At 64.1% G+C, this 19,092-nt stretch carries 15 protein-coding genes; 5 read left to right on the top strand and 10 right to left on the bottom strand.

Translation table 11 applies throughout. From position 1 onward, the window contains the following. Positions 1 to 95: 95 nt before the first annotated feature. The 6 genes from ACUCV0_RS16445 to ACUCV0_RS16470 all read right to left on the bottom strand — a co-directional run bounded on the left by ACUCV0_RS16445 (position 96) and on the right by ACUCV0_RS16470 (position 10,463). Positions 96 to 584: a DUF2934 domain-containing protein gene (locus tag ACUCV0_RS16445; RefSeq protein ID WP_482213158.1), complete on the bottom strand. Its 489-nt coding sequence runs from the start codon at positions 582 to 584 to the stop codon at positions 96 to 98. Then, the gene (gene treY, locus ACUCV0_RS16450; RefSeq protein ID WP_482213159.1) at positions 581 to 3,388 is read right to left on the bottom strand and encodes a malto-oligosyltrehalose synthase; all 2,808 of its coding nucleotides are present in this window, start codon (positions 3,386 to 3,388) and stop codon (positions 581 to 583) included. The genes ACUCV0_RS16445 and treY overlap by 4 nt, the downstream gene beginning before the upstream one ends. Next, entirely contained in the window at positions 3,385 to 5,451 is a 2,067-nt protein-coding gene (malQ, locus tag ACUCV0_RS16455) for a 4-alpha-glucanotransferase (protein ID WP_482213160.1), read from the bottom strand. Before malQ ends, treY begins: the two co-directional genes overlap by 4 nt. Continuing rightward, complete coding sequence (gene treZ, locus ACUCV0_RS16460; RefSeq protein ID WP_482213161.1) at positions 5,448 to 7,253, bottom strand: malto-oligosyltrehalose trehalohydrolase; 1,806 nt, start codon at positions 7,251 to 7,253, stop codon at positions 5,448 to 5,450. The genes malQ and treZ overlap by 4 nt, the downstream gene beginning before the upstream one ends. A 159-nt stretch (positions 7,254 to 7,412) precedes the next feature. After that, on the bottom strand, positions 7,413 to 8,996 hold the full coding sequence (gene glgA, locus ACUCV0_RS16465; RefSeq protein WP_271654735.1) for a glycogen synthase GlgA: 1,584 nt from the start codon (positions 8,994 to 8,996) through the stop codon (positions 7,413 to 7,415). 345 nt (positions 8,997 to 9,341) lie between these two features. After that, on the bottom strand, positions 9,342 to 10,463 hold the full coding sequence (locus ACUCV0_RS16470) for a mechanosensitive ion channel family protein (protein ID WP_482213162.1): 1,122 nt from the start codon (positions 10,461 to 10,463) through the stop codon (positions 9,342 to 9,344). Between the two features lie 337 nt (positions 10,464 to 10,800). Between ACUCV0_RS16470 and ACUCV0_RS16475 the strand changes: the two genes are divergently transcribed. Beyond that, positions 10,801 to 11,172: a response regulator gene (locus ACUCV0_RS16475; protein WP_059314778.1), complete on the top strand. Its 372-nt coding sequence runs from the start codon at positions 10,801 to 10,803 to the stop codon at positions 11,170 to 11,172. A gap of 103 nt (positions 11,173 to 11,275) precedes the next feature. On the opposite strand, the gene ACUCV0_RS16480 is transcribed toward ACUCV0_RS16475, so the two are convergent. From ACUCV0_RS16480 to ACUCV0_RS16490, 3 genes are all read right to left on the bottom strand, one after another. After that, entirely contained in the window at positions 11,276 to 11,410 is a 135-nt protein-coding gene (locus ACUCV0_RS16480) for a hypothetical protein (RefSeq protein ID WP_257721115.1), read from the bottom strand. A 103-nt stretch (positions 11,411 to 11,513) separates the two neighbouring features. Continuing rightward, the gene (locus ACUCV0_RS16485; protein ID WP_482213163.1) at positions 11,514 to 12,737 is read right to left on the bottom strand and encodes an acyl-CoA dehydrogenase family protein; all 1,224 of its coding nucleotides are present in this window, start codon (positions 12,735 to 12,737) and stop codon (positions 11,514 to 11,516) included. Then, positions 12,734 to 13,075 carry a hypothetical protein gene (locus ACUCV0_RS16490; protein WP_482213164.1) on the bottom strand — a complete coding sequence of 114 codons (342 nt, stop codon included), beginning with the start codon at positions 13,073 to 13,075 and terminating at the stop codon, positions 12,734 to 12,736. Before ACUCV0_RS16490 ends, ACUCV0_RS16485 begins: the two co-directional genes overlap by 4 nt. A gap of 408 nt (positions 13,076 to 13,483) precedes the next feature. Here ACUCV0_RS16490 and ACUCV0_RS16495 point away from each other — a divergent pair, with 408 nt between their 5' ends. Further along, complete coding sequence (locus ACUCV0_RS16495; protein WP_482213279.1) at positions 13,484 to 14,380, top strand: fatty acid desaturase; 897 nt, start codon at positions 13,484 to 13,486, stop codon at positions 14,378 to 14,380. Between the two features lie 273 nt (positions 14,381 to 14,653). Here ACUCV0_RS16495 and ACUCV0_RS16500 read toward each other — a convergent pair whose 3' ends face one another. Continuing rightward, entirely contained in the window at positions 14,654 to 15,568 is a 915-nt protein-coding gene (locus ACUCV0_RS16500; protein ID WP_271654739.1) for a LysR substrate-binding domain-containing protein, read from the bottom strand. A gap of 125 nt (positions 15,569 to 15,693) precedes the next feature. Here ACUCV0_RS16500 and ACUCV0_RS16505 point away from each other — a divergent pair, with 125 nt between their 5' ends. The 3 genes from ACUCV0_RS16505 to ACUCV0_RS16515 are packed head-to-tail and all read left to right on the top strand — an operon-like array spanning position 15,694 to position 19,079. After that, positions 15,694 to 16,521: an HTD2 family dehydratase gene (locus ACUCV0_RS16505; RefSeq protein WP_482213165.1), complete on the top strand. Its 828-nt coding sequence runs from the start codon at positions 15,694 to 15,696 to the stop codon at positions 16,519 to 16,521. A gap of 34 nt (positions 16,522 to 16,555) precedes the next feature. Then, entirely contained in the window at positions 16,556 to 17,719 is a 1,164-nt protein-coding gene (locus ACUCV0_RS16510) for an acyl-CoA dehydrogenase family protein (RefSeq protein ID WP_434776495.1), read from the top strand. 10 nt (positions 17,720 to 17,729) lie between these two features. After that, positions 17,730 to 19,079: an MmgE/PrpD family protein gene (locus ACUCV0_RS16515; RefSeq protein ID WP_482213166.1), complete on the top strand. Its 1,350-nt coding sequence runs from the start codon at positions 17,730 to 17,732 to the stop codon at positions 19,077 to 19,079. Positions 19,080 to 19,092 lie beyond the last annotated feature (13 nt).

Here is a 19,092-nt window from a genome sequence, read left to right on the forward strand (position 1 = left end):
TTTTCAAGAAAAAATGAGGAAAAAGGCAGTTGCACGAAGGCCGCAGCGAGGCGGCAGGGGGAAGGCCTGGCCGATTGGCCAGGCCGAACATCACATCACTCGCTGGCGGCGGGCTTGGCCGTCGCCGACTTGGCGCGGGAAGCGCGGGGCTTCTTCGGCGTGGCAGGTGCCACACCTACGCCAGTCGCCTCGACATTGGCATCGGCTTTAGCCTTGCTGGCTGTGGTCTTGCTTGCACTGGGCTTGACCGCCTGCTTCACCTTGGAGGCGACCTTCTTGGCGGCCGACTCGACCTTCTCGGTCACCGACTCACCAGCGGCTGCGGCCTCGGTGGCAGCCTTTTCGCTGCCACTCTTGGTCTTGCCAGTGGTGCGCGCCTTGCCTGCAACGGGCCTTTCCGCGCTCGCTGCAGCCGTGGCAGCGCGCGGTTTCTTGGCAGCGGTCTTCTTGGCGACGCCTTCCTGTTCGGCTTCGTACAAGCGGGTCGCCATCTCCCAGTGGCGATCATGTTCGTGGGCCGGCCGTCCTTCGGACTCCCAGATCTGATAGGCGAGCTGCTGGATGCGTTCGTCTTTTTGGGTCATTGCGGTGCGGCTCCTTGAGTGATGTCTTGTGTGCTGAGCAATCCAAGCGGAAAACGTGCCAGAACCTCGCCGACAGAAAGCTCTTTCTTCTGGTCATGGACAGACGAAGGGGCAAAAGTTTCCCCAAAACGGTACATGGACAAGGTTTCCGGGAGTTTTATCCGGGTGTCCTGCCACGCCTCTGCAGAAAAGGTGAGCTTCCCAGCGGTTTCCAGCAGGTCGGAGGCATGTACCGGCACGATGACGATCACCGCGTGCTGCTCCCAGGTACGGGCGAAGGCCAGCACCTGATCGGCATGGGCTCCCGCTACGGTAAGCGGCAGGTAGGTACCTTCGGTGAACAGCTGCGGTTGCTGCTTGCGCAGTTGCAGCACGGTGGCCAGCACCTGTTGCTTGACCGCGCCGTCCTGCCAGGCGTCCAGTGCCGCGCTGGCAGAGGCGTGTTGCGCCAGGGCCCGCTGGCGCGGGGCATAGTCCACGGCGCGGCGATTGTCGGGTTCCACCAGGCTGAAGTCCCAGAATTCACCGCCCTGGTAGAGGTCGGGAACGCCGGGCGCGGTGTTGCGCAGCAGCATCTGCACCAGGCCGTTCAGCGCGCCGGCAGGCGCCAGTTCGCGTACGGCGGTCACGATCTCGCCGCGCAGGGCGCGGTAGTCGTCGTTGGTCAGCAGGCCTTCCAGGAAGGCTTTGCAGGCTGCCTCGTAGTCGCCGTTCGGCGCCCACCAGTCGGACTCCAGCTTCTCTTCACGCAGGGCCTTTTCCTGCCACTGCAGCAGGCGTTCCAGATAGGCCTGCAGGCCGGCCTGATCGTCGGCTTCCAGGTGCAGCGGCCAGCTGGCGAGCAGGGTCTGGTAGAGCATCAGCTCATCGCCCGGCGTCGGCGCGGGAGCATCGTTCCACTGGCCACGCAGGGGCGCCGCCTGATTCATCCAGCCACTGACCTGGGCGATATAGGCATCCGGTCGTTCGGAGACCACCGCCAGACGCGCACGGGTGTCTTCGCCGCGCTTGTGGTCGTGGGTCGCGGTGGTCAGCATGTTGCGCGGGAAGTGCTCGGCGCGCCAACCGCTGGCCTTGTGGAAGGCACTCACGGGTTGGGCGAAATGCTGGGGATCGAAACCCACATCGTTGCGCGAGAGCAGAGGGGCTGAACGATAGCAGGCGGTGTCTTCCACAGCCTTGGCGGCGATGGGCGAGGTGAGTTGCTGGAACTTGGTGATGGCGCGACGCTGTTCGCGACGGGCCACGCTGCCCACCGGCTTGTGCCGCGGTGCATCGCCACCCAGCCAGGCGCGCAATTGCTCCAGCAGCGGCTGTTCCGCTTCACTGACGTGGGGGCGGGCCGCTTCCAGCGCGGTATCGAACCACTGGGCATCGGCACCGACGAAACCGGCTGCGCCGGCATAGGTGCGATAGACCTTGAACTGCACGATCAGCTCCAGCAGCACCCGGCGGATGGCGCCCTGGCTGGTGTCACGGGTACGCCAGTCCTGTTGGGCCAGCAGGTGCAGGGTATGCACGGCCGATTCGAATTCGCTGGAGAGGGCGCCGGTGAGCACCAGGCGCCGTGCTTCCCGTACCTCTTCGAGGAAGTCCTCGGTACGACCGGTCTGCTCGGCCCAGAACTGACGCAGGGGCGCTTCGCCGCTGGCGGCATGCTGCACCGCCGAGACCTCGTTCATGAACTCGTAGCCGGTGGTGCCATCGATGCCCCAGCCTTCACGCAGCTGCTCGCCGTCGGCCAGGATCTTCTCGATATAGATGGGGAAGCCATCTTCCGGCGCACCACCGCTGCGGCTGGCGCAGAGGTCGTCCACGCGGCGACGTAGCTTGCGGCAATAGGCACGGGGATTGGCCAGGCCGTCGATGTGATCCAGGCGCAGGCCGTCGAGCAGGCCTTCGCTGATGAGGCGGAAGATCAGCGAATGTGTTTCCTCGAACACCTCATGGCGTTCCATGCGCAGGCCGCCCAGTTCGGTGATGTCGAAGAAGCGTCGCCAGTTGATGTCGTCCGAGGCGGTACGCCAGCTGGCCAGGCGGTAGTGCTGGCTTTCCAGCAAGGCGTGCAGGCGTTCCTGGTTGGCGGGCTGGCTACCGTCGAAGGCGGCGACCGCTTTCTCGATGGCGGCTGCCACAGCCGGGTCCTTGGCGGCGTCCGCCAGCTGGCGCTGGGCGCCGCGGGCTTCTTCCAGGTCCTTGGCACGCGCCGAGAAGGCATCAGCGAAGAGGCTCAGTTGAGGCAGGTCGCTCTCGCGCAGGATCTGGCCATAGGTGCCCGGGTTGATGGGGAAGTGGTGGGCGTAGTACTCCACGCGGAAGGCGCCTTGCTCGGCGTCGAACACCAGCTTGAGGTCGCCGGCCTGCAGCACGTTGCCATAGGCATCTCCCAGGAAGGGCAGCAGCACCTGGCCCTGCAGATCCGGGTCCGGTCCGTACCAGTTGATGTCGTAGAAGCTGGCATAGCGGCTCTGGCGTCCCCATTCGAGGATGTCCAGCCACCAGGCGTTTTCCGAGCCACCTACATTGGTGTGGTTGGGCACGAAGTCGGCGATCAGGCCCATGCCGTGCTCGCGCAGGCGGGCTACCAGGCGACGCAACGCCTCTTCACCGCCCAGCTCAGGGTTGACCCGGGTCGGGTCGACCACATCGTAACCGTGCACGGACCCGGCACGGGCGGTGGTGATGGGGGATGCATAGACATGGCTGATGCCCAGCTTGGCGTAATAATCGACCAGGGGCAGGGCATCGTCGAAGGTGAAATCCTTGTGGAACTGCAGGCGTACGGTAGCGCGCAAGCGACTCATCGAGTGTTCTCCGGATTGTTACGGGCAGTGCTCAGCACGCTTAGGCGTCGTTCAGGGGTGGTTGCGTCCAGCAGGTGCTCCGCAGGAGCGTCCCAGCGGCGCAGCCAGTTGGGGTGTTCGTTGGTGGTGCCGGGCAGGTTGGCCTGTTCCAGCTGACCCAGGGCGTCTTCCACCGGCAGGATGATCAGTGGCGCAGGGGTGCGGCCGATGAACTCGATGGCGGCGTCGACGGCCTGTTCGACATTGCTTTCGCGGGTATCGTCCAGCTTCAGCACCTTGGCCAGGTATTGGCGATCCTCGGCGCGCTCGTCGAGCCGGTCCTGGCGCGTGGTGCCGTCGGGCAGCAGGCCGAGCTTTTCCTGCCAGTCGGCATCACGGCCCTGCCACCAGCCGGTGAGGGTTGGCAGATCGTGGGTAGTGGGCATCCCCATGGCGGTGTCCGACCAGCCCGCGGCGGGCTTGAAGGCCTTGTCGTCGCGTTCGAACAGCAGTATCTGCATACCCATGACGGCGCGCTCGGCCAGGCGTTCGCGGAACCCCTCGGGCACCGTGCCCAGGTCCTCGCCCATGACCACGCACCGATGGCGCCAGGACTCCAGGGCGACCAGCCGCAGCAGGTCGTCGATGGGGTAGGAGAGATAGGCACCGTCGGCCGGGGAAGCGCCCTCGGGTACCAGCCAGAGGCGTTGCAGGCCCATTACGTGATCGATGCGCACACCGCCGGCGTGCGCGAAGTTGGCCCTGAGCATCTCGATGAAGGCGCGGAAGCCGTGCTTGACCATCCCGGTGGGCGAGAAGGCGGAAATGCCCCAGCCCTGGCCCTTCTGGTTGAGCAGGTCCGGCGGACAACCCACGGTGACCGAAGCCAGCAGCTCTTCCTGACGACTCCAGGCCTGGCTGCCACCCCCATCCGCGCCCACGGCGATGTCGGCGATCAGACCGATCTTCATGCCCGATTCGCGGCACTGCTTCTGGGCGGCGGACAGCCCTTCGCTGGCCAGCCACTGGGTGAAGGCATAGAACTCCACGTCCTGGGCGTGGCGTTCGGCGAACTCAGCCACGGCAGGATTCTTGGGGTCGCGATACTGCTGCGGCCAATGCTGCCAGCTCGGCGAGGCATCGCCCTGGGTGAAGGAGGCATGCAGGGCTTCGAAGCGGCAGTGATTCTCCAGGGCTTCGCCACCGTCGCGGCGGAAGGCCTCGAAGCGCTCGCGCAGTGTGCCGGCGGCGGTGCGAAACTCCAGGTGCAGGGTACGCAGCAGGCGCAGCCGCAGCTTGGCCAGGGCCGGCCAGTCGATCAGCTCAAGCTGTTCGACGCGCTCGGCTTCCGCCTGCAGGCCGGCGCGCTGCATGGCCTGACGCACGGGCTCGGCGCCCAGCACCAGCTCTGGCGCGGCATAGAGCACATTGAAGAACACCCGGCTCGACGGCGAATAGGGGCTGTAGCGACTGCCATCGGCGCTGAACATGGCGTGCAGCGGGCTGATGGCCAGGGCATCGGCGCCCTTGCCGGCAGCTGCCTTGGCGAGCTGCACCAGACCCTGCAAATCGCCCGCACCGCTGCCACCGTCGCGTCTGAGGCTGTAGAGCTGCACGGCCAGGCCCCAGAGCCGGGCCTGCTCGTCGCCTGTAGCGTCGGCGATGGTGAAGCAGCGCTCCGGCGCAACGGCCAGGGTCAGGGCTTCACCACCGATTTCTGCCTGGTGATAACCGACGGCACTGATGGGCGCGAGCTGGCCCTGGTCATCTACCTGACCCTCCAGGCGCTCGCCGTCTTCCAACTGCACCTCATAGCGGACGCCACGCTTGAACTGGTCGGGTGTTCCGACGGGTTTACCGACCACGGCCGTGAGGAGTGGAGGCAGGTGATCCTTGTCGCCGACCTCGGCCAGCTTGCGCAGGCTGGCATCGATGTCCGCGTCACTGTCCGCGGGTAGCTCGATGGCCTTGAGCAGATTGCGTAGGGCGTCGGGGCTCACCCGTTGGCGCTGGCCATCGTAGGCGGTCCATTCGATGGCGATACCGGCGGCCTTGGCCAATTGTTCCAGACGATCTCCACTCATGCCTGTTTCTCCAGCCAGACCAGTGCGCAGTGGGCAGCCAGCTGACCGTCCTGCCGGGCTGGCGTCGCCGCCGCGTCGCTGCTGTGCAGCAATTCACCCTGGGGCGCCTCGTCGACCTGCACGGCGTTCTCGCTCAGGTTGAGTTCGATGGTCAGGCGGCTGCCATCGGCCAGGCTCCAGCGTGCCCGCACGGCACGGTCGGCCAGGGCTTCGGCACCTTCGGCACGGGCGCCTTCCAGGCGCGGGAAGAGTTCCCGGCGACGGATCTCCAGCAGCTCGCGATACAGGCCAAGCCAGGCGCCATGGTCGGGCTGATCGGCCTCGCCGAAATTGGGCTTGGAATCTTCGAAGGTCTTGGGCGCATTCGGGTCAGGGATCTGCTGGCGATGCTCTTCGCTGGTGAAGAAGTCGAAGTCCTTGAACTCGTTGCGGCGACCATCCCGGACCAGTTCGGCCAGCTCGTCGTTGTGGCTGGTAAAGAACAGGAAGGGCTGACGGCTGCCCCATTCCTCACCGATGAACAGCAAGGGAATCATCGGGCTGAGCAGCAGCAGGGCGGTAGCGGCTTTCAGTGCGGGTTCCGGCGCCAATCGGGTCAGGCGTTCACCGAAGGCGCGGTTACCCACCTGGTCGTGGTTCTGCAGGAAGATGACGAAGGCCGAGGCGGGCAGGTTCTTGCTCGGTTCGCCCCGGGCCTTGCCATGACGGGTCGGCTCGCCCTGATAGATGAAGCCCTCGCCCAGGCAGCGCACCAGCTTGGCGGTCGCATCCTCGGTGAAGTCCTGGTAGTACCCTTCGTTCTCACCGGTCAGCAGCGGGTGCATGACGTTGTGCCAGTCATCCGCCCACTGGGCATCGTAATGCTGTCCGCCCAGCAGGGTAGCGGTGTTGTCCTCGTTTTCCAGCATCAGGTGGATGTGGCGACCCGGCTCGACGGTACTGCGGATCTCCTCGGCCATTTCCTCGAGGAAGCCCTTGTCGCCAATGGCGTGGACGGCATCGAAGCGCAGGCCGTCGAAGCGGTACTCCATCAGCCACATCAGGGCGTTGTCGATGAAGTAGCGGCGCACGGCATCCTGGCGGAAGTCGATGGCGGCGCCCCAGGGGGTATGGATGTCTTCGCGGAAGAAGCGCTCGGCGTAGGCGTGCAGGTAGTTGCCGTCGGGGCCGAAGTGGTTGTAGACCACGTCCAGATAGACCATGACGCCATGGCCGTGGGCGGTATCGATCAGCGACTTGAGATCGTCGGGGGTGCCGTAGGAAGCTTCCACGGCATAGGGCAGGACGCCGTCATAGCCCCAGTTGCGACTGCCCGGGAATTCCGACAGGGGCATCAGTTCGATGGCGGTGACGCCCAGCGCGGCCAGGCGGGGTACCAATTTCTCCACGCCCGAGAACCCGCCCAGGGTGCCGACATGCAATTCGTAGATGACGCTTTCGTGCCAGGGACGACCCTGCCACTCGACGGACTGCCAGTGGTAGGTGGTGGGGTCGATGACGATGCTCGGCTCGTGCACATCGCCGGCCTGGGCGCGGGAAGCGGGGTCCGGGACCAGCAGATCTTCGATCTGATAGCGATAACGGGTGCCGGCACCGCACTGCGCCTCCACCGCGAACCAGCCGTCTTGCTCGGCTTCCATGGGGATGGTCATGCCGCCTTCCAGCACCACCGACACGGCGTCGGCGCTGGGCGCCCAGAAGTGAAACAGCGTACGGTCCTTGCTCACCAGGGTGGCACCGGCGCGGGTTTGCCAGGCGTAGCCCCCGGTCACCGCGGCTGCGTCGCGCGAAATATCAGTCATGGATGGAGAACTCCCGAAACCGGACGGCAAAAAAGGCACTGCGGCCCAATTGGCCGCAGTTGCTGTTATGACCGGTGAGAGTTGCTCAAAGTTGGGCGGGGTGAGCGCTTTTCGTCGGCCTTTTGGCCAGGGAAAAGCGCTTGGTAGCCACGTCGGACATCAGACGCCGACGTGACGCTCCTGGTGAGCGGTGGCCTGGAGCAGATCGAGGTACAGCGAGGCATAGGGTTTGGCGCATTCGGACCAGAAGAACGGCCCTTGCATGGCCCTGTGACGCATGGCCAGCAGCAGGCCCTGGCGTTCGAAAACGCCCAGGGCGCGATCGATCGCACCGATGTAGTTTTCCAGCGACAGCGGGGCGAACAGGAAGCCGGTAGTGCCGTCTTCGATGCTGTCAGCCAGGCCGCCGGTACGGGTAGCGATTGGCAGTGAGGCGAAGCGCTGGGCATACATCTGGCTCAGGCCGCAGGGCTCGAAGCGCGAGGGCATCAGCAGGAAATCGCTGCCTGCATACATGCGTCGGGCTTCCGTCTCGCAAAAGCCGATGTGGGCGCTGACACGACCTGGATAGCGCAGAGCAAGGGCACGCACCTGCCGCTCGATGTGCGGCTCACCGCAACCGATGATCATCAACTGGCCGCCGCGGGCGACGATGTGATCGGCCGCCTGGATGGTCAGATCGATGCCTTTCTGCTGGACCAGACGCGAGACCACGGCGAACAACGGGCCATTGGACGGCTCGAGGTCGAATTCCTCGCGGATGCGGGCAGCGTTGACCGCCTTGCCGTCCCAGTCGGATTCGTGAAACTGCTGGCACAGGTGCGGATCGCTGCAGGCGCTCCAGCCATCGTCGATGCCATTGAGCAGACCGGTCAGCTTGCCCTGACGAGCCTTGACCTGCAGCAGGCCTTCCAGCCCGCAGCCGAATTCCGGGGTGGTGATTTCCTGGGCATAGGTATGGCTGACGGTGGTGATGTGGTCGGCGTAGACCAGGCCGGCCTTGAGGAAGGACACCTTGCCCCAGAATTCGAGGCCTTCCATCTGGAAGGCATGGGCGGGAATATCCAGGTCGGCCATGACCGAGGCCGGGAACAGGCCCTGATACGCCAGGTTGTGGATGGTGGTGAGGCAGGGGGTAGTGGCACCCTTCCAGCGCAGGTAGCCGGCGGCAAGGCCCGTCTGCCAGTCGTTGAGGTGCAGCAGATCCGGCACCCAGCGAATGGAGGCGTCGCCCAGGGCGAAATCGGCAGCGGCGCTGGCCAAACGCCCGAAACGGATATGGTTGTCAGCCCAGTCGGCGCCGTTCAGGTCGCCATAGGGATTGCCCGAGCGCTCGTAAAGCTCAGGGCAGATCAATACATAGACGACCAGCCCGTCGTCCAGATTGACGCGACCGATGTCGCAGGCCGGCATGGCAGCACGGGCGGCGATGCGGCCGACCATCTGTACCCGGTCCTTGATCGCGGCCATCACCTGACGATAACCAGGGATCAGTACCCGAACGTCATGGGAGGCGGCGAGGGCGCGGGGCAGGGCGCCGGATACCTCGCCCAGGCCGCCGGCCTTGACGAAGTCGGAAATCTCCGGGGTAACGAAAAGAATACGCTTGCGGCTTTCAACAACGGAGCTCAGCGTCAGCTGAGGCTCTTCAATACGCTTGTGAGGAGAGCTGGATCTGGTGGTGCGAGTGGCAGTTTCTACGGGCTCCAGAGCCCCAAATTTCCCCACGACGGCATTTGCCATGGTGCGCTCCCAATGCAGCAAGTTCGAGACTGAGGTTTACCTGATTGCTTCTTCCTGAAGCTCGATGCTCCTGGTTCAAAAACGCCTACAGCCGAGCTGCTACAGCCTTTTTGCCGGTCATCTCTTCTGAGATGTCTGGAATTGGGCGAGAACTGCTTCGCGGATTTCCAGATTGCTCTCGCACTGACTCATGGACAACGTCACAAGTTTCCCGCGCGAATGTTGCCGTTATCCTTCGTATTGCCAGATGCGTGCCCAAAGCTGACGATCATCTCTGGTGCGCTAAGGAATAAATGGCAAGTGAAGCGTTTTTTGCGCACCAGATCGCCGTAGATGACTACCAAGTCAGACTTCTGGCTGTCGCACCGCAGGTTCATGCCTTTCGTCGGAATGTAATGAAGGGAGATGATCGCGACGGCCCAGCTCGGTTCGCAGCTTGGGCAGGCAGAGGGGGAATTCGCGGTTGACATAGGTGATCAGCCGTTCGCGCACGAAACAGCGCAGGTCCCAGTTCTTCGAGGAGTCGCCAGAGCTCACCAGCACTCGAACCTGCATGGATTCGCTCGAGGTATCAGTGACCTGCAGCACGCAGACGCGGCCATCCCATAAATGGGGCACTTCGGCACAGGCGCGTTCCAATTCGGTGCGGATCGGCGCCAGCGGCAATGAATAATCCACCCAGATGAATACCGAGCCGATCAGGCTGGAGGAGGAGCGAGTCCAGTTCTGGAAGGGTGTCTCGATGAAGTACTGGAGTGGCACTACCAGCCGGCGATCATCCCAGATGCGTACCACCACGTAGGTACCGGTGATCTCTTCCACCCGGCCCCATTCGCCCTCGACGATGACCACGTCGTCCAGCCGGATCGGCTGGGTCACGGCGATCTGCAAGCCGGCGATGAGGTTGCCCAGCACGGGGCGCGCCGCGATACCGGCCACCAGGCCGGCGACGCCAGCCGAGGCCAGCAGGCTGGCACCCACCTGCCGGACGGCCGGAAAGGTCATCAGCATCAGGGCGATACCGATCAGCAGCACGACGAAGCTGAGGCTGCGCACCAGTACCCGGCTCTGCGTCTGGATCCGGCGGGCGCGCAGATTGTCGACCACATCCACCGGATTGCGCAGGGCGATGGTGGCGCCCACCGCCTTGACCATGCGCAGGCCCAGCCAGGTGAAGGCGGCGATGCTCAATAGCCCGGTCACATGCTGTACCGCACGCAACAGCGGCAGGGCATCGGGTGCTGAGTTCCAGACACCCTGGAGCACGACCAGTGGCACGGCGAGGCGTGCGGGCTTCTCCGCGTACTTGACCAGGTTGCGAGCGAGCAGGAAAGGGTTGGCCAGGCGGCGGATGGCGGCGAAGGCCAGGATCAGGGCAATGGTGCTGATCAGCAGGGCGACCGCCGCCGCGATCAGGGTGGTGATCCAGGGGGCGGTGAGCCAACCCGTCCAGTCGATGGCCGTCATGCGCTTTCTCCTATGGCAGACGGCTTCCCATGATCCTGAGAGCTGACGCGCCTGAATCGCGGGAAGCCCTTCGAGATACCTGGATTCCGACTGGAGCGGCCACCCGCGGTTCCCTGATCACCCGCCGAAACCCCTTCAGGAGTTAATACCACCCCTATAGTGTCTAGCCGTGTGCGTATCCCCTCTGCCTTTTTCTGTCGAGCAGTGAGGCAGGATGTCGCACCTCCGGTCTAAGCTGAGAGGAGACTGCGCAGCGGACGCAGGATAGGAGTAGAATTCGCGCCCCAACGAGACACGTCCAGTCAGATGGCGGACCTGCGGAGATCGAGACGGATTTATGAAACCAGTGGTAGTGGTCGTCGAAGACGAGAACATGTTGCTCGGGCTGATGGAAGAAGTGCTCGAAGGGGAAGGTTTTGAGGTACGGACCTTCGGTACTGCGGACCTGGCCTGGGAACACCTGTCCAGCGCGCAACCCACGCCGGACCTGCTGATCACCGATGTCCGCATGCCGGGCGCCATCGACGGCCTGGAGCTGGCTCGTCGCGTCAAGCAACAACTGCCGGGCCTGCCCATCATCGTCTCTTCCGGATACTTCGAAGAGCTGCAGCCCGAGCGCGCACCGGACATCTACTACCTGCCCAAGCCCTGGCGCTTCGACGACCTGCTGGCCGGCTGCTTCCGCTTTCTCAATCAGCGCAAGGGCTGAGGGCGGTCCCGTTGATGGGAGGCAGGCCGCGCGAAGCGGCCTGCGCAGAGAGCACCAGGCTGACCGTGCTCAGGGGCCTTTCGGCACTTTGAGTGCGGATGGATCAGTCGCCCAGGACGTCGATCAGGCCCAGCACGAAAAACAGCACGATGCACACCGCCGCGACCGCGACGGGGATGAAGCGCGGATCCTTGATCGCCTTCCACATGACCTGACGATTACGGCGAGACCTTTCCATGACGGCGCTCCAAGGGGGAAGCCGGCGAGCTTAGCGCATCGACGAGGGCGGCGAACAGCGGTGCAGGGCGGCTCGCTTCGCCGTTTCCGACTGCCATGCATGCTCAGGCAACACCGATCTTCCATTGGGGTGGCGGGACAGTGCCATTGACCGCGAAGTCACCGACGATCCGGTCCTTGTAGATGCGCGGATTGTGGGAGGCGAGGGTGCGAGCATTGCGCCAGAAGCGATCCAGCCCCTGAGGCTTCAGCGTCGCCGATGCGCCCAGGGCGTCGAACAGGCGGCCGGAGGCGTCAAGGATGAGGTCCGTAACCACATTCAGCGACTGGCAGACCTCCAATTCGGCCAGGTCCACCGCGCGATCCTCAGCGGCGGGATCGTCTGCGTGCCTGAGGTCATAGGCCCTTTGCAGCGCCTCGGCATTCTTCAGGGTGATCACCCCGGCGCAGTAGGCGGCGCTGCGCACCTGACCCACCACGGCCAGCACCTGCGGATCCTGGCTGACCCGGTCGGCATTGCCGATGGTGAAGGTACGGGTGCGGGCGGCCACTGCTGCGGCGACCTCGCCGCTCATGGCGCGTCCCAGGCCGGCCAGATTGGCGAGGTGAAACACCTGAAAGAATCCGGGTGAATAACGGAACCGCTCGCCCACCGGCACCACGTCCTCGGGCGCTACCCGAACACTGGTAAAGGTCGCTGTACCGCTGGCGGTAAGGGTCTGGCCGAAGCCGTTCCAGTCATCCACTACCTCCACGCCGGCGGCGTCGCGGCGAAGGGTGGCCGTTACCCTGTTGCCCGCGTCGTCGGTGGCGCCCACGTCGATCCAGTCGGCATAGAGCGAGCCGGTGGTGTAGAACTTGGTGCCGGAAAGCAGCAGGGAATCTCCGTCCCGGCAGAGGCGGGTACTGAACTCGGCACGCCGGGCGTCACCCACTTCGCTTGAAGCCGGGCCCAGGGTCTCGCCGGCGGAGATACGGGCGAACCAGCGCCTGCGCCGCGCCTCGTCTTCGCTGTTCAGCAGCCCTTCGACAAAGCCCATATGCCCGCGCAGGGCCTGGACCAGGTTGGAGTCCGCCTCGCCCAGTTCGATGAGCAGGGCAAAGAGCTCCGGCAGGGTGATGCCTGCTCCGCCGTACTCGATCGGCAGACGCAAGGCGGTGAACCCCGCCGCCTTCAGCCAGCCAAGCTCCTCGACGGGTAGGCGCCGTTGTACTTCACGCGCGATGGCCTCCTCGCGGATGCGCTGGAACAGCGGCTGAAACTGCGCCGAGAGTTCGGCGTATCGATCGGAAGGGCCTGCGCCCCAGCCTGCGCAAAGGGTACTCATGCGAACGGGGCTCCTTCAGATCCTGTCAGCCAGGTCGCAAGCTGGGTGATGCCAATACGGGCCATCGCCGTGTGCGCCATGTCGGTACGGCCGATCAGGAGGGCAGCCGCAATAAAATGTTGGCCTGGCGCCCCGAGCAGCGCCATGGACGACCCCCGAGATAAAGGCAGGCGGCAACTGGTGAGGCCTTGTTTTGCCTCTGCGAGTCCGGCCTGGGGCCGTTGGCCTATTACCGAACCCGCCCGGGGATGCCCGGATTCTTCCCATTCGGTGGCATGGTTCGCGATGGGCGTTTGCGTGACATTGTCGGCATAAGAAGAGCGAGTAAAAAAGAGCATGGTGAGTTCATGGCCACTAGGGAGGTTGCCAAAGTCTAGAAATACAACCTGGCGATCGACCAATGCTCAAAACTGCTAAGCATATGCACCGGCTTCGAATATCAATATCACTGTCCACTGCGCAACAGCGTCGAAACCGGCGAAATATTTATAATTTGAATAACTAACTGATTTGGTGGTGATTTTTTACGTTAAAAATGAAGAGAAAAGCTGTTTCATTTATCACTGTCCAATGGGCAACAGTGCGAAGCCTATCGGTCGTCAGCCAGCGCTGCTCTTTTCATGAGGTAATACCTAAATATTATTTGGCGTCGTTCTCGACCGTAGCTAGTGTTGTCGCTCGATTGTCCTGTTTGGGATCTGGCGGTGACTGTCTATCTGGATGCGCGGCATCGCCGCCTGGTCAAAATGCTCTCGCGTACCTTTGCCGCCCGCAGTGAGTGGCCTACCTGGGCGCTGGTCTTCGGCGTCTACGGCAGCTGGCTGACGCTCCTCTGTGGTTGGCAGTCGCTCGGCTACTGGACGCTGCCGCCGCTGATACTGGTCGTTGTACTCCATCAGTCCCTGCAGCACGAGCTGATCCATGGCCATCCCACGCGCTGGCCGGGTGCGAACGCCATGCTTGCCTATCCGCCCCTCGGGCTCTGGTTTCCCTTTCCGCTCTATCGCGACAGTCATTTGGCTCACCACCACCGCGAGACGCTCACTGATCCACGACTCGATCCCGAGAGCCGCTATGTCGATGCGGAGCTCTGGGAGCGGAGAGGGCAGGCCGGACGCGCGCTGCTCTGGCTAGACAAGACGCTGATCGGACGGATCCTGGTAGGTCCGGCGCTGGCGCTGCACGGCATGCTCGATCATGAAGTCCGCCGCTGGCGACGCGGCGAGCCTGGCGTGCTGCGCGTCTGGCTGGTCCACTTGGTGCTAGGCGCTGGCCTGCTGGTGGCGGTTCAAGAACTGTCCGGAATGCCCGCGGCGGTCTATGCCCTGGGTATCGCCTGGCCCGGCCTGGCCGTGGCGCTGATCAGGTCCTTCTACGAACATCGGCCGGCACAGGATCCTGCCCAGCGCTGCGTACTCAATGAGAGCGGCGGGGCGCTGCGGTGGCTGTTTCTCAACAACACCCTGCATCTGGTTCACCACGATCTGCCCGGCTTGCCCTGGTATCTCATCCCGCGGGTCTACCGTGCCAGACGCACGGCCTACAGGATGCGCAGCGGTGATTTCGTGTTCTCGGGTTATCGCGAACTAGGGCGACGTTTTGCCTGGCGTGCCATCGATGGGCCGCTGCATCCCACTGCGTAGCCTTGGATACATGGCTTATGGATCCAGGCTACTCATATCAGCCTGGATCTTGATAATACCACCCCATGAGGATTGATTAGCCCTGTCTTACTCCTCTGCCATGGCGATCAGGCAGGAGAGGTGGGCGGTCATGGCCGGAGCGGCCAGGTTGAACGTAATGGAGCTACCGCCGTTACCAGACGGATCAGCGGGCCCGAATGAAAAGCCGCCCGATGCTGATGGCCAGGGAGCGCCTTTGGCGGCGGAGAGGGGGGACGCTACCGTGTCATAGCGCTAGGCACGTCTTTGAATCCTTCCGCCATTAGCCGAACCCTGCAGCAGCCTGACCAGGGCGCGGACGCTTTCCGGCAGCGCCTCCAGGTCCCTGACCAGGATATTGCGCTCGCGCAGGGCCCAGGTTTCTTCGAGTCTTATTGTCCGGATCTGCATGCTTTGGCCGTGATGCTGGGCAGCGGATTCCGGCAGGATGCCGATGCCAACCTTAGCTTCTACCATGCGGCATACGGCCTCGAAACTGGAGAGCTGGATACGCATGTTCAGGGTGGCGCCCAGTCGCTCCACCTGATCCTGGAGAAAATTCAGCAGGCTGGTGCCCTCGCGCAGGCAGATGTGCTGGTAGGCCAAGGTCTCACTCAGCGTGACCTGACGCTGGTTCGCCAAGGGATGGTCAATCGGTACCACCAGCACCAGCCGGTCCATGCTGTAGGGCAGGATCTGCAGGTTGTTGGCCTCGATCAGGCCGGCGGTGATACCCAGATCGGCGGCGCCATCGATGACGCCCCTGACGATGTCGCGATTAAGGCGCTCCTGAAGGTCCACCGTCACGCCTGGGCGATCAGCGAGATAGCCGGCCAGCAGGCCTGGCAGGAATTCGGTGACCGCCGTGGTGTTGGCGAAGATCCGGATATGGCCGGTGGCATCGCTGCCGTATTCGGTGAATTCGCTCTTGAGAAAGTCGACCTGGCGCATCACCAGGCGGGCATGCTGCAGCAGGCGCTGGCCCGCGGGCGTGAGCTCTACGCCGCGGCTGTCACGGTATAGCAGACGGATACCGAACTGGCTTTCGAGGGCCTTCACCCGGGCGCTGGCGGCCGCTGGCGAGAGCGCTGCGCGGCGTGCGCCCTGGGTCAGGCTGGGCGACTCGGCGATATGGATGAAAAGCCGCAGGTCAGGCAGGTCAAAATGCATGCTCTTGTGCTCCGTGCGCCTTTCGGGCGTTCAGCCTAGCCGAATGCCGGCTTACACAAATGTAAATTCACAGAACGAAACAACTCCCCGCAAGCTGGTCGTGAGCCCATCGAGGGGAGTCAAGCATGAACAAAACGTCGGCTGCAGCCTGGGTAGGGAGAACGCTCGAAACCCGGGATTTCTTGGGACAACGCCAGGTCGCCCGCATCGCCCATACCCTTGACGAGCTGCCCTTGGCAGCTGGCGAGGCGCTGCCGCCGCTCTGGCACTGGGCTTTCTTCGACAACCCTGTGGCAGGCGCCCAGCTCGGGCCAGACGGTCACGCCTCGCGGGGCACCTTCCTGCCCTCGGCAGAAGGGCGCAATCGCATGTGGGCAGGCGGACGCCTGGAGTTTCTTGGCGAGCTGCGCGTCGACGAAGAGGTCCGCTGCGTCTCGACCCTGCTGCAGGTCGAAGAGAAGGCCGGCCGTAGCGGTAGCCTGCTGTTCGTGACCGTGGAGCATCGCTATTTTCAGCAGGACGAGCTGGTGCTGCGCGAAGAGCAGGATCTGGTCTATCGCGAGCCTGGTGCGCCCAAGGCTGGAAGCGGCGAAGCCATCGCCCTCGGCAGTTGGGCGGAAGAGGTGGTACCGGAACCCACCCTGCTGTTTCGCTATTCCGCGGTGACCTTCAACGGCCATCGCATTCACTACGACTGGCCGTACGCGACGCAGCAGGAGGGCTACGCCGGTCTGGTCGTCCATGGCCCGCTCATCGCAACCCTGCTGCTGAGCAGCTTTCAGCGCGCCCATCCCGCTGCCCGGCTACGCCAATTCAGCTATCGCGGCCTGCGTCCGCTGATCGCGCCCACCCCCTTCACCCTGAGTGGTCAGGTCGTCGCACCCGGCCAGGCCGAGCTGTGGGCTGGCAATGCCGACGGTGTGGCCCAGGTCGCCCAACTGCGTTTCGAATGACAGCGGCGCCCATACAACAAGAGAGGAGAGCCCTATGCTGGACGAACGACAAGAGGAATTCGCCGCCATTCGCGACGGAGTACGCGGCCTGTGTACCGGTTTCCCCGCCGAATACTGGCGCCGCCTCGACGAGCAGAAGGGCTTTCCCCAGGACTTCGTCCAGGCGATGACCGAGGCGGGCTGGCTGTCCGCGATGATTCCGGAAGCCTATGGCGGCTCGGGTCTGGGCCTGGCCGAAGCTTCCATCATCCTGGAAGAGGTCAATCGCTGCGGCGGCAATTCCGGCACCATCCATGGGCAGATGTACAACATGTTCACCCTGCTGCGGAACGGCAGCGAGGAGCAGAAGAGCACCTATTTGCCTCGACTGGCCAGCGGCGAATTACGCCTGCAGTCCATGGGCGTGACCGAACCCACTACCGGCACCGACACCACCAAGATCAAGACCACCGCGGTGCGCAAGGGCGATCGCTATGTGATCAATGGGCAGAAAGTATGGATCTCCCGGGTGCAGCATTCCGATCTGATGATCCTGCTGGCGCGGACCACACCATTGGAAGCCGTGCAGCGCAAGTCCGAGGGCATGTCGATCTTCCTGGTGGACCTGCGCGAGGCCATCGGCAAGGGGCTCACGGTTCGGCCTATCCCCAACATGGTCAACCACGAGACCAACGAGCTGTTCTTCGATGAACTGGAAATCCCTGCCAGCAACCTGATCGGGGAAGAAGGCAAGGGGTTTCGCTACATCCTCGATGGCCTCAATGCCGAGCGCACCCTGATTGCCGCGGAGTGCATTGGCGATGGTCGCTGGTTCGTCGAGAAGGCCAGTCACTATGCCCGCGACCGCGTGGTGTTCGGCCGGCCCATTGGGCAGAACCAGGGCGTGCAGTTTCCCATCGCCGAGGCCCATATCGAGATCGAGGCCGCCGACCTGATGCGCTGGCACGCCTGCGATCTGTACGACCGTGGCGAAAACGCAGGTGCGGCGGCGAACATGGCCAAGTACCTGGCGGCCAAGGCCAGCTGGGAGGCAGCCAATGCCTGCCTGCAGACCCACGGCGGCTTCGGCTTCGCCACTGAGTACGACGTCGAGCGCAAATTCCGCGAGACACGCCTGTACCAGGTCGCACCTATCTCAACCAACCTCATTCTTTCCTACGTGGCCGAGCACCTGCTCGAACTGCCGCGCTCGTTCTAGGGTGACCTGCATGACCCATACCGAACGCCTGGCAGCCTTTCTCGGCGAGCTGGCCTACGCGGATCTGCCGGACGACGTCGTGGCCCGGACCGAAGAGCTGTTTCTCGATTGGTTGGGCTCCGCCCTGGCCAGCGACGGCAGCCATCCCATTCCACTGTTCCATGCCTATGCGCAAACCATGGGACCCACCGAGGGGCGTGCCCGAGTGCTGGTCGCACCCTACGGCACCTCGGCCTACTTTGCGGCGCTGGTCAATGGCGCAGCCTCCCACCTGGTGGAGCAGGACGATCTGCATAACAGTTCGGTGCTGCACCCCGCCACGGTGGTCTTTTCCGCCGCCCTGGCCGCGGCCCAGGATCTGGGAAAAAGCGGACAGGAGCTGATCGTTGCCGCAGTCGCCGGCTACGAGGCGGGTATTCGCATCGGTGAATTCCTCGGGCGCTCCCACTACCGGATCTTCCACACCACGGCTACGGTCGGCACCCTGGCCGCGGCCGTGGCGGTCGGCAAGCTGCTCGGCTTCAACCGGGAGCAATTCATCCAGGTGCTCGGCAACGCCGGTACCCAGGCTGCGGGTCTCTGGGAGTTCCTGCGCGACGCCGCCGATTCCAAGCAGCTGCACACTGCCAAGGCGGCAGCGGATGGACTGCTGGCGGCCTATCTCACGGCCCAGGGGCTGACCGGTGCGCGCAACATTCTGGAAGGTGAGCAGGGTATGGCCGCCGGTTTTTCCAGCGATGCCGATGCCCGCCGTCTGAGCGATGGTCTGGGGCACCGTTGGGCCTTGTTGGAAACCTCCTTCAAGTTTCATGCGTCCTGTCGCCATACCCATCCCGCGGCCGATGCCCTGCTGGACCTGATGCAGCGCGAGCGACTGGCGCCCGAGGACATCGCCCAGGTGACGGCGCGGGTCCACCAGGGCGCCCTGGACGTGCTGGGGCGGGTCGAGGTGCCTCGTACCGTGCACCAGGCCAAATTTTCCATGGGCACGGTGCTGGGCCTGATCGCTGTCCACGGCAAGGCCCAACTGGGCGAGTTCGCGCATTCGGCCCTGAGCGATCCCGCGGTCACGGCCTTCCGCGCGCGAGTGGGCATGCGGCTGGACCCTGAGGTCGATGCGGCCTATCCCCAGCGCTGGCTGGGACGGGTCGAGGTGACCACTCGCCAAGGTGCCGTCCTGCAGGGACGGATCGACGAACCCAAGGGCGATCCCGGCAATACCCTCGACAGGACCGAACTGGAAGACAAGTTTCGCCGCCTGGTCGCCTTCGCCGGCAAACGCCCACCTGCCGAGGCCGATGCGCTGATCGCCCAGGCCTGGCGGCTGCACGAGTGTGCGGACCTCTACTGCTTCACCTGATCTGGAGTGCCCC

The organism is Pseudomonas sp. VMV1, from assembly GCF_056790235.1.

What these genes read in the sequence shown, in the direction of transcription:
- malQ (WP_482213160.1), bottom strand. Translation starts at nt 5,451, where the DNA reads ATGAGTGGAGATCGTCTGGAACAATTGGCCAAGGCCGCCGGTATCGCC.
- ACUCV0_RS16470 (WP_482213162.1), bottom strand. Translation starts at nt 10,463, where the DNA reads ATGACGGCCATCGACTGGACGGGTTGGCTCACCGCCCCCTGGATCACC.
- ACUCV0_RS16485 (WP_482213163.1), bottom strand. Translation starts at nt 12,737, where the DNA reads ATGAGTACCCTTTGCGCAGGCTGGGGCGCAGGCCCTTCCGATCGATAC.
- ACUCV0_RS16495 (WP_482213279.1), top strand. Translation starts at nt 13,484, where the DNA reads ATGCTCTCGCGTACCTTTGCCGCCCGCAGTGAGTGGCCTACCTGGGCG.
- ACUCV0_RS16445 (WP_482213158.1), bottom strand. Translation starts at nt 584, where the DNA reads ATGACCCAAAAAGACGAACGCATCCAGCAGCTCGCCTATCAGATCTGG.
- ACUCV0_RS16515 (WP_482213166.1), top strand. Translation starts at nt 17,730, where the DNA reads ATGACCCATACCGAACGCCTGGCAGCCTTTCTCGGCGAGCTGGCCTAC.
- glgA (WP_271654735.1), bottom strand. Translation starts at nt 8,996, where the DNA reads ATGGCAAATGCCGTCGTGGGGAAATTTGGGGCTCTGGAGCCCGTAGAA.
- ACUCV0_RS16475 (WP_059314778.1), top strand. Translation starts at nt 10,801, where the DNA reads ATGAAACCAGTGGTAGTGGTCGTCGAAGACGAGAACATGTTGCTCGGG.
- ACUCV0_RS16505 (WP_482213165.1), top strand. Translation starts at nt 15,694, where the DNA reads ATGAACAAAACGTCGGCTGCAGCCTGGGTAGGGAGAACGCTCGAAACC.
- ACUCV0_RS16480 (WP_257721115.1), bottom strand. Translation starts at nt 11,410, where the DNA reads ATGGAAAGGTCTCGCCGTAATCGTCAGGTCATGTGGAAGGCGATCAAG.
- ACUCV0_RS16490 (WP_482213164.1), bottom strand. Translation starts at nt 13,075, where the DNA reads ATGCTCTTTTTTACTCGCTCTTCTTATGCCGACAATGTCACGCAAACG.
- treZ (WP_482213161.1), bottom strand. Translation starts at nt 7,253, where the DNA reads ATGACTGATATTTCGCGCGACGCAGCCGCGGTGACCGGGGGCTACGCC.
- ACUCV0_RS16500 (WP_271654739.1), bottom strand. Translation starts at nt 15,568, where the DNA reads ATGCATTTTGACCTGCCTGACCTGCGGCTTTTCATCCATATCGCCGAG.
- ACUCV0_RS16510 (WP_434776495.1), top strand. Translation starts at nt 16,556, where the DNA reads ATGCTGGACGAACGACAAGAGGAATTCGCCGCCATTCGCGACGGAGTA.
- treY (WP_482213159.1), bottom strand. Translation starts at nt 3,388, where the DNA reads ATGAGTCGCTTGCGCGCTACCGTACGCCTGCAGTTCCACAAGGATTTC.